The following is an 8,862-nucleotide window of genomic DNA, read 5'->3' as shown; positions in this document are numbered from 1 at the left end:
GGCGGTCCAGGTACCGCCGGCCGCATCGAAATTGTATTCGTCCTGGTAGGCATGATAGATGGTGCCGTGTTTGGACTCTTCGAAGATCTCGATCTGGGGGTGGTCCGGGCCCAGGTGGCACTGGTCGCAGGCCTCGGGCTTTCGGGCTTCACCAACGGAAAAACGATGGCGCGTGTGGCAGGAAGTACACGACCCCTTGCTGCCGTCCAGGTTAAGCCGGCCGACCCCGGCGTTGGGCCAGGTGTTTGGATCGATCTTACCGCTATCATCAATGGCGATGACCGTCCCGTGGCAGTTGAAGCAGCCGGTTTTGCGCTCGATGTCCGAGTTCATGCCATTGTTCAGCCAAGGATCCAGCTTCCACATGATCTCGATCGTGTTGGCATGCTTGGATTTGCTGTACTGGGTAGCTTCGTCCGGATGGCAGCGGGAGCAGTCTTTGGGTGTCACGATGGACGCAATCGGCATTTTGTACTTGGCTTCGCCCCAGGGCATGTCGGACCGGCTGTAATACTTCTCGTGGTCCTGAGCGATGTCCTGATCGCCAGGCTGGACCAGATGGCAATCCAGACATGTAATGTTGGCGTTGGCGTGGCGGCTCTTGGCCCAGTCAGCAAAAACACCGGGGGTGGTCGACCGGTGGCATTCAATGCATGCCTGGGCTTCAGGGGGCACACTGCGTTCGATGCGGTACTCCTTGACCTTGGCAAAGTTGGGCTGCGCCAGGGCCGGTACAGCCATCAGGCCAACCACCAGAAATCCAATGGTTAAGAACATCAATGTACGCCTCATAGATGCCGCTCCTTTCTGTTATCTATATCCGACGAAATAAAAAACCCTATCACGAATGTGGGTTTACAGCTGTTTCAGCCCCTTGGCTTGGTAGGGGATTTGGCGGGTCTGGCGGAACATGACCAGGCCGCGCTCGGAGTGGACCAGGTCATAGTGACAGTCCACGCATTTTTTTTCATAACCGGGCCGGGCGTATACCACGGACCGGTGTGCCAGCATGGCACCGCGTTGGGTGGGCATGTGCAGCAGGTTGCGATGGCACTTCTGGCACTGGTCGTTGTCAAAGGCGGCATAGGCTGCTTCGCGGGCTTTTTCCTGATCGTACTCGCCCACGAAGAAATGGACCGCAACGTCTTTAAGGCCGTGGTAGCTTTTGGCAAAGAAAAACTCGAAGGTGTTTTGGGGGGCAGGCAGGTGGCAGTCCATGCAGTCCACGACGACACCGGCAGCGTTGTTGGTGTGGGTGGACGACCGCCAGGCCACCACCGCCGGTTTGATTTCATGGCAGGAGGCGCAGAATTCGGGGGTGGAGGTTCTCACCATGGTGTAGTAGGTCATGCGGAACAAGGGAAATGCGATGATGATGCCTACACCAACCAAAACGGCCGGGATTATCCATTTTTTCATGCATCAATCCTTGGTATGTCAGGCCTGTTTATTCCCGTCATTAATTTTATGAACCTCGGCGCAGCGACTGTCGAGAAGGTGATTCAGCCGAATGCTTTCGATTGTCCATCATTTTACGTAAGCGATGACCGGATAGACGACCAGTTCAGTATGGCTAATTGCGGAAGAAATCATGTCGGGATGACTTAATCACTATTATGAAATCGCCAACCTGTCAACTTTTTTCATCACACATTGTGGTGTTTTGGGTGAGATACGGGGCTTGCCGGAATCGGACCGTTGGACAAGGTTCCGTGACATAGGAACTAAGCTTCTAAAATCATTGGTAGTCGGTTTGTCTTGACACCAAGATCGACCATGTTATTATTCCCCATACGCCTTGTCTCCAACCCCTTTTTTCTATTCCATGTCGGTGTGTCGTTCAGTATGGCTTCAAAGAGGGGATTGCTTCCCAGAATTGAATATTGAATAAGGAGGACCCATGGCCAAACCTGCGAAAAAAGACCCGGCTCCACAAGCCCCGGACCATCCGACGGAGGCCGCGACACCACCCGACGGCGAAAACATCGACAAGATCCGGGATATTCTCTTCGGCTCGCAGTCACGTCAGATCGAGAAAAAGCTGAGTGCCGTGGAAGAAAAAATTGATAAGGAAATCGATTTTTTACGCAGTGAGACGAAGACCACCCTCGAGGCCTTAGAGCAATTTGTGCGCAAAGAGCTTCAATCCCTGTCCGACCAATTGAACCGTGAACGATCCGAGCGGACCGAATTCGTGGATAGCCTTTCGGGACGGTTAGCCGATACCCAAAAAGCCCTTGATAAAAAACTCGGCCAACTCAATGACAAGGTGGTCAAAGACCAGCGTGACACACAAGAGCAGATTCTTTTGCAGACCAAGAGCCTGCTTGATGAGATGCATGAGAAGAACGATGGGCTGCAGAAACGAATGGATCAATCCATCAAAGCGCTGGCAAAGGAGAAAACCGATCGTCTGGCTCTGGCCAACCTGATGATGGAAGCCGCTGTGCGGCTAAAGGATGACCTTCAACTTCCGGAACCCGAGTAAGGTGTCCCGTGGCCGAGGCCTCCCCTAAAGCGCGACCAAAACTGGTTGGCGGAAATGACTCCGGACAACCGGCGGATGATCTGGAGATCCTTCGCGGCATCATCGTCGGGCCGGAAAAAACGCGGATCCATCGCTTGGAAAACCGGCTGGATGAGTCAGGCATCCGGGCGGATGAGCTGAGCCGTGTACTTCCCGATGCCATAGCCCGTTGCACCGCAAAAGATCAGAAAATCGCCAGATTGTTGCAGCCTACCATTGAAGAATCCATCCGGGTTTCCGTCCAGAAAAATCCCGAGGTGCTGGCCGACGCGATTTTCCCGCTCATGGGACCCGGTATCCGCAAGGCCATCGCATCTACCATCATGGGGATGATCCAATCCTTCAACCAGCTGCTCAACCACAGTTTTTCCATTCAGGGACTCAAATGGCGGGTGGAGGCCCTTCGAACCCGGAAACCCTACGCTGAAATCGTTCTATTGAATACCCTGCTCTACCAGGTGGAACAGGTGTTTCTCATCCATCGAAAAAACGGTCTAGTCCTTCAGCACGTCGTCGGCCCCTCAGTAAAATTCCAGGATCCGGATCTGGTGTCGGGAATGCTTACAGCCATCCAGGATTTCGTTCGGGATTCTTTTGATGTAGCGGCTGATCAAAGTCTGGATACCCTTCGCGTCGGCAGCGATCGCAGCGTCTGGATCGAACAGGGACCCAAAGCCATTCTTGCCGCGGTGATTCGTGGAACACCCCCCGTCGAACTGCGCGATGGAATGGCTGACATTCTAAGCGACATCCACCGCACGTTTAACCCCGCACTGGACCAATACGAAGGGGATGCCGTTGCCTTCGAGGCCGCCCGGGAAGAACTGCTATCTTGTCTGGGTACTGAATTCAGGGCCTCGGAAAAGAAGACCTCACCCTTGTTGTGGGTGATATCGAGTGTCCTGGTCGCAGCGGTTGTCCTGTGGGCCTTCACTGCATTTCGTCTCTACCGGCGGACGGAGGCTTTTCTCGCAACACTCAGAGATCAGCCCGGAATTGTGCTCACGGGAACAGAAAAACGCGGGGGCCGGCTTTTGATATTCGGCCTGAAAGATCCGCTGGCAGACAATCCAGGCAACCGGTTGTCCGCTTCGTATTTCCCCACTGACCGCGTGGACTATCGCTGGCGCCCTTACGTCTCGCTTGAGCCGGAGTTGATCATGATGCGCGCGCACCATACGCTTAAACCTCCACCCACGGTTACCCTGAGCCTGGATAAAGACGTGCTTGTGGCCACCGGGGAGGCTGGACACGCCTGGATTCGGCGCTTTCACGCCTTGGGAACGGCCAGCGCAGGGATCAGTCAAATCCGGACGGATAACCTCATCGACACAGACCTTCGAGCCTTGCAGGTGACCCGCCAACGAATCGAAAGCCTCCGGATCTTCTTTCCGTTTGGCGCCAGTGCGATTGCGCCCGATCAGGAACCGCTGCTAACCAATCTTGCTCGCGACATCCATACGGTGGAGAGCCTGTCGAAACAGCTGGGTCGATCGATTGGGCTCAGAATCGTCGGCTACACCGACGTCTCTAATTCCATGACGGCCAACCTGAAGCTGAGCCATGACCGCGCTGAGGCGGTGCGTCGCTTTTTAATTGACAACGGCAAGGTCAACATCGCTATCATGGCCGTCGGGATGGGTTCATATTCAATGGCGGCCGATGAAACCGATGATCGTCTTCGGGCCGGGAGCCGATTCGCCGGCTTCGAATTGGTCGTTGATGCGGGTTTCATGTTTGGAACCGACCGATGATAAAAAAGAAAATCTGCATGTTGGGTGCCTTTGCCGCTGGAAAAACCAGTCTGGTGCAGCGGTATGTCCATAGTCTGTTTTCGGAAAAATACCATACCACCGTGGGCGTCAAGATCGATAAAAAGCCCGTCAACATAAACGGGACGTCGGCGGACCTGCTCCTCTGGGATATCTATGGTGAAGACGACTTTCAGGCGGTGCGATCATCCTATCTGCGGGGGGCGTCCGGATGTCTGCTGGTGGTTGACGGCACCCGGCGATCTACCCTGGATACCGCCCATGACCTATTGAAGCGAACCCAAGAGACGGTAGGACATATACCGGTAATTTTTGTGATCAACAAATCCGATCTGATGGACACCTGGGAGATCGAACCGATCCAGCTTGAGGCGCTGGAGAAACAGGGCATGCTGATTGTCCAGACCAGTGCCAAGGATGGTTCCGGCGTGGAAAAGGCTTTTACCACCCTAGCTGAGATGATGCTGGAGGAATAGACGGTGGACCATCAGGCGCCCATCACCCGCTATCTTTTAATTCGCAGGGATAGGAACCACCTCCTGGCCTATTTTTACCTCGATGCCCCTGCACGGATTATAGGGGGGAAAGGCATGGACGGCTCTACAGCAACCTGCGGCTGGAGGTCCCACCATGAGCATTGATTGCCAACAAGATCTTTTCAAGGCACTGGATATGGTGGTTTTGGTCTACCTGGATGATGACCGGTGCACCCTGTTGGGCGACGTACCCGGCTGGTTTTGCAAGCTATGCCCTGACGTTCTACCCGGCAGCCTGCCGGCCTCACCGGAAGAGCGGTTCCCCTTTCTGATGAATTTTCTGGTGGACGCCCGTGAATTCTGGGACCTCGGCAAGGGCGGGCGGATCCGGTCGGGGGTATGCGTCCAGACGGCGCCCGATGGGGATGACATGGCCTTTGAAGCCAGTGCTGTGCTGCTGAACGATTTAAAGGTTCTGCTCATCGAGTCTTGCGAATATGATTATTCGGAAAAACAATCCCTGATTCAAACCGGTCGACAGCTGGCCTTGGATCTGCACCGTCACCAGCGGCAGGAACGGTTTGCCAAGGCCCTTCGCCAGGAACTGGAGGCACAAGTCAAGCAGCGCACCGGGGCATTGCTGCATACCAATCTCCGCCTGAAGACAGAAATTCAGGAGCGGCAGAAGGCCGAACACGCGCTTCGGGAGAGCGAGCACCGTTTCCGAATGCTTTTCGACAACCTGTTTGACGCCCAATTGCTGCTGGACGCCGATGGTCGGATCCAGAACGTCAACCGTGCGGCCTGCCACCTGATATCCTGTTCCAGGAACAGCCTCTGCGGCCGTAAGGTCACCGACCTTTTTCCCGAGCATGAGGTGGATAAAATCCACAGCGCGTTTGCCCATGCCGCCCGGGAAGGAATCGCTTACATCGAGGAATCCGTCATCAACGGGGAAAACCAGACACTCATCCAGGTTGAGGGGGGAGGCGTCGGACTGGACATGGACGGATGCCGCCATGTGGTCATCAGCCTGCGGGATATCTCCCATCGAAAACAACTCCAGTCTCAACTTCAGCAGGCCCAGAAAATGGAGGCCATGGGCAGCTTGGCGAGCGGTATATCTCATGATTTTAATAATATACTTTCCGCTATCATTGGATACACTGAAATTGTTCGCTTGGATTTGGATGAGCATTCCCTGGCCTACCGAAATCTGGACCAGGTACTGGCTGCCGGCAACCGGGCCAAGAACCTCGTGCAGCAGATCCTGACCTTCAGCAGACAGGCCGACAACGTCAATCAACCCGTGAAGGTATGCGCCATTGTCACCGAGGCGATAAAGCTGATTCAGGCCACGACGCCCTCCAGCATTGAGATTCGACACTGCCTCGAGAGCCAGTCGTATGTTCGCTGTGACCCCACGCAGCTTCATCAGATCTGCATCAATCTTTTCAGCAATGCCGGACATGCGATGGAAGCGGATGGCGGGGTCATGGAGGTGCGATTGACGGATATCAACCTTGATGATGACTTTGCTTCAGCCCAACCCGGTATCCGGCCCGGCCCCCATATTCAGCTTTCGGTCGCCGATACCGGAAAAGGCATTGCAGAACCTATTCTGGGGAAAATATTCGATCCATTCTTCACCACCAAGGCCGCCGGCAAGGGAACCGGTATGGGGTTGTCCGTGGTCCACGGCATCGTGGCTGCCACCGGTGGTGCGATCACCGTCGAGAGTCGGGCTGGAACGGGTTGCTGTTTTAAGGTCTACCTGCCGGTATTGACCGAGCCGGTTGCCGAATCTTCTCAGGTGCAGCCGGTCATGCAGACCGGGACCGAGCGTATCCTGTTCGTGGATGATGAAAAGTTTCAGGTAGATCTGGCCACGCAGGTACTCGTTCGGCTGGGGTATACCATTGTCGCCAAGACCAGCAGCCTTGAGGCCTTGGCGATCTTCAAGGAAGATCCGACCGCCTTCGACCTGGTGATTACGGACCTGACCATGCCGCACCTGGCCGGCGACGCCCTGGCAAAAAAGATTCATGGCTTGAGACCCGACCTGCCGATCATTTTGAGTTCAGGTTTCAGCACCTCCATCAGCGATGAAGTTGCACGAGGGATGGGGTTTTCGGCCTACCTGAAAAAACCATTGGTGATGAGGGAGCTATCGGTTGCCATACGTAGCGTGTTGAATGGCGAGCAGGCACGGGAAGCCGGCATCGACCCCATCTAAGGCTGACCTACGACGCCTTGCGATTAACCGTGATTTTGTTTTCCATGTCCTTTGGCGCGTCACCCGGCGCCTGGTTTTTTTTCTTTTTTGGGATCCAGCGCTTTGAGCTGCAGCGCCACCCTCTCTTTTTGAGCGTCATCAACCGCCAGCTTCAAGGCCCGGTTCAGATGAAAACCGGCGTTCTTCAGATCTCCCTTTTGTCGGTAAAAGCGGCCTAAGTTATAGTGGGCGCTGAACATGTCCCCCAGTCGACCGCTGCTTTCTCCCAAATAGTAGTAGGTCTGGGTAAAGTTCTGTTTGTAGCGAACGAGGTTCTCGAAGGTGTCTCTCGCCTGAGCCATGCGACCCATTTCCATCTGGGTGCGTCCCAGGTAGAGTCGGCTCTCGGGATTTTTTTCGGAACTGCTGGCGGACAGGGCCTCCATGGCTTTTGCATACTGGCCGTCGTGGAAATAAATTTTTCCCAGATCCTGAAGCATCGCGGTGACCATGGCGTTGCCTTCGATGGCCCGTTTCATATGCTCGGCCGCTTCGTGCCACTGATCGAACCGGGTCAATGCCAACGCATAGCCATAATGGTCGAGCGAGCTGTCCGGCGATGCCGCGAGGTTGGTCTTGAACCGCTGCAGGGCTGCCTTTTTATCGGTGTAGAGGGCAACCAACCGGGTGTGTGCCAGGTTAAATCCGCCGACTTCGCCACGTTTTTGAACCGCTGCGGATCGTTGCTGGTGCAGCCAATTGTCGATGGTGCTCATGCGCGCCTCGGACGCCGGGTGGGTGGTGAGGTAGGTGGGAATCTGTTCGGAACCGTACCACTGTTTGCTGCGGATTTTTTTCAGTGACGTCAGCAATCCTTCTCCGCTGTAGCCGGCCAGGGTCAGATATTCAAGGCCCAGCTGATCCGCCTGCATTTCATTTTCACGACTGTAGGCCAAGGCAGCGGTCTGACCGGCGGCCACCGATCCGACGGTCAAGGCGCTGGCTGCTGCACCTGCACCGCCGGCACCCAGCAACACCCCGGCCACCATGCCGGCCAGCGTGGCCATGCCGATCTTCTTGGAGCTTTCGATTCGGTCGGAGATGTGGCGGCAGACCACGTGGGCAATTTCATGGCCGATGATGCCGGCCAGTTCCTCTTCAGACTCCAGGGCGGCGAACAGGCCGCTGTTGAAGAAAATGTGGCCCGCCGGGGTAGCGAAGGCGTTGTAGACATCTTCACGGAGCACATGAAACTGGTAGTCAAATGGCTGGGGCGGTATGGCAGCCAGGATGCGTTTGCCCACCCGGTTGACATAGTCAGTGATAACCGGATCCTCGATCAGCGGGAACTCGGCCCTGACTACCTTCATAAACTCCGAGGACATTTCCCTTTCTTCCTGAATGGTGAGGCAGATGCCTTTCGGAACCATGACCACGATGGTGGAAATGAGAAATGCGGCCATCGTGACAATAGTGAATATTTTATTTTTTATCGGCATGTTAATAATCTTTAAATTGTTAACGGCGACGGTTGTTTCCATTGCCTTTTAGCTTAGCATGGCACATTCTAATATTCTTTTCAAACAGCATGTTTTGTGTTAAAGCTGGGCGCCATGGCACAGACTATATGCATCGCTAACCAGAAAGGCGGCGTGGGAAAGACCACGACGGCAGTCAACCTGTCGGCGGCGCTGGCCGTTTCTGAAAAACGGACACTGCTGGTGGACTGCGACCCCCAAGCCAATGCAACCACCGGTGTCGGCCTGGAAAAATCCCAATTGGTAAAAACCCTTTACCACGGGATGATCGGGGACGCCGGTGCGGATGCGGTGATCGTCGACAGCCAGATCGAATCCCTCAAGGTCATGCCCT

General features: G+C 55.1%; 8 protein-coding genes. 5 read left to right on the top strand and 3 right to left on the bottom strand.

Annotated features, from left to right (window positions below):
- Together ABYV26_RS14860 and ABYV26_RS14855 are read right to left on the bottom strand one after the other, a co-directional pair.
- A partial coding sequence (locus tag ABYV26_RS14860) for a multiheme c-type cytochrome (protein WP_372682138.1) occupies positions 1-792 on the bottom strand: 792 nt, incomplete at its 3' end.
- Positions 793-855: 63 nt separating this feature from the next.
- Positions 856-1,419: a cytochrome c3 family protein gene (locus ABYV26_RS14855; protein ID WP_372682137.1), complete on the bottom strand. Its 564-nt coding sequence runs from the start codon at positions 1,417-1,419 to the stop codon at positions 856-858.
- Between the two features lie 481 nt (positions 1,420-1,900).
- Between ABYV26_RS14855 and ABYV26_RS14850 the strand changes: the two genes are divergently transcribed.
- From ABYV26_RS14850 to ABYV26_RS14835, 4 genes are all read left to right on the top strand, one after another.
- Complete coding sequence (locus tag ABYV26_RS14850) at positions 1,901-2,488, top strand: hypothetical protein (RefSeq protein WP_372682136.1); 588 nt, start codon at positions 1,901-1,903, stop codon at positions 2,486-2,488.
- Positions 2,489-2,496: 8 nt separating this feature from the next.
- Positions 2,497-4,281: an OmpA family protein gene (locus ABYV26_RS14845; RefSeq protein ID WP_372682135.1), complete on the top strand. Its 1,785-nt coding sequence runs from the start codon at positions 2,497-2,499 to the stop codon at positions 4,279-4,281.
- Complete coding sequence (locus tag ABYV26_RS14840) at positions 4,278-4,775, top strand: Rab family GTPase (protein ID WP_372682134.1); 498 nt, start codon at positions 4,278-4,280, stop codon at positions 4,773-4,775. Before ABYV26_RS14845 ends, ABYV26_RS14840 begins: the two co-directional genes overlap by 4 nt.
- Before the next feature lie 154 nt (positions 4,776-4,929).
- Positions 4,930-7,011 carry an ATP-binding protein gene (locus tag ABYV26_RS14835; RefSeq protein WP_372682133.1) on the top strand — a complete coding sequence of 694 codons (2,082 nt, stop codon included), beginning with the start codon at positions 4,930-4,932 and terminating at the stop codon, positions 7,009-7,011.
- A gap of 59 nt (positions 7,012-7,070) precedes the next feature.
- On the opposite strand, the gene ABYV26_RS14830 is transcribed toward ABYV26_RS14835, so the two are convergent.
- On the bottom strand, positions 7,071-8,489 hold the full coding sequence (locus ABYV26_RS14830; RefSeq protein WP_372682132.1) for a M48 family metalloprotease: 1,419 nt from the start codon (positions 8,487-8,489) through the stop codon (positions 7,071-7,073).
- Positions 8,490-8,603: 114 nt separating this feature from the next.
- Between ABYV26_RS14830 and ABYV26_RS14825 the strand changes: the two genes are divergently transcribed.
- The coding region (locus ABYV26_RS14825) for a ParA family protein (RefSeq protein ID WP_372682131.1) at positions 8,604-8,862 on the top strand (259 nt) is incomplete at its 3' end.

The sequence above is a fragment of the Desulfosarcina sp. genome, assembly GCF_041551955.1.
Taxonomy (GTDB): Bacteria; Desulfobacterota; Desulfobacteria; order Desulfobacterales; family Desulfosarcinaceae; genus Desulfosarcina.
The sequence above is the reverse complement of the archived record's forward strand: the minus strand, read 5'-3'. Positions and strand labels throughout refer to the sequence as shown.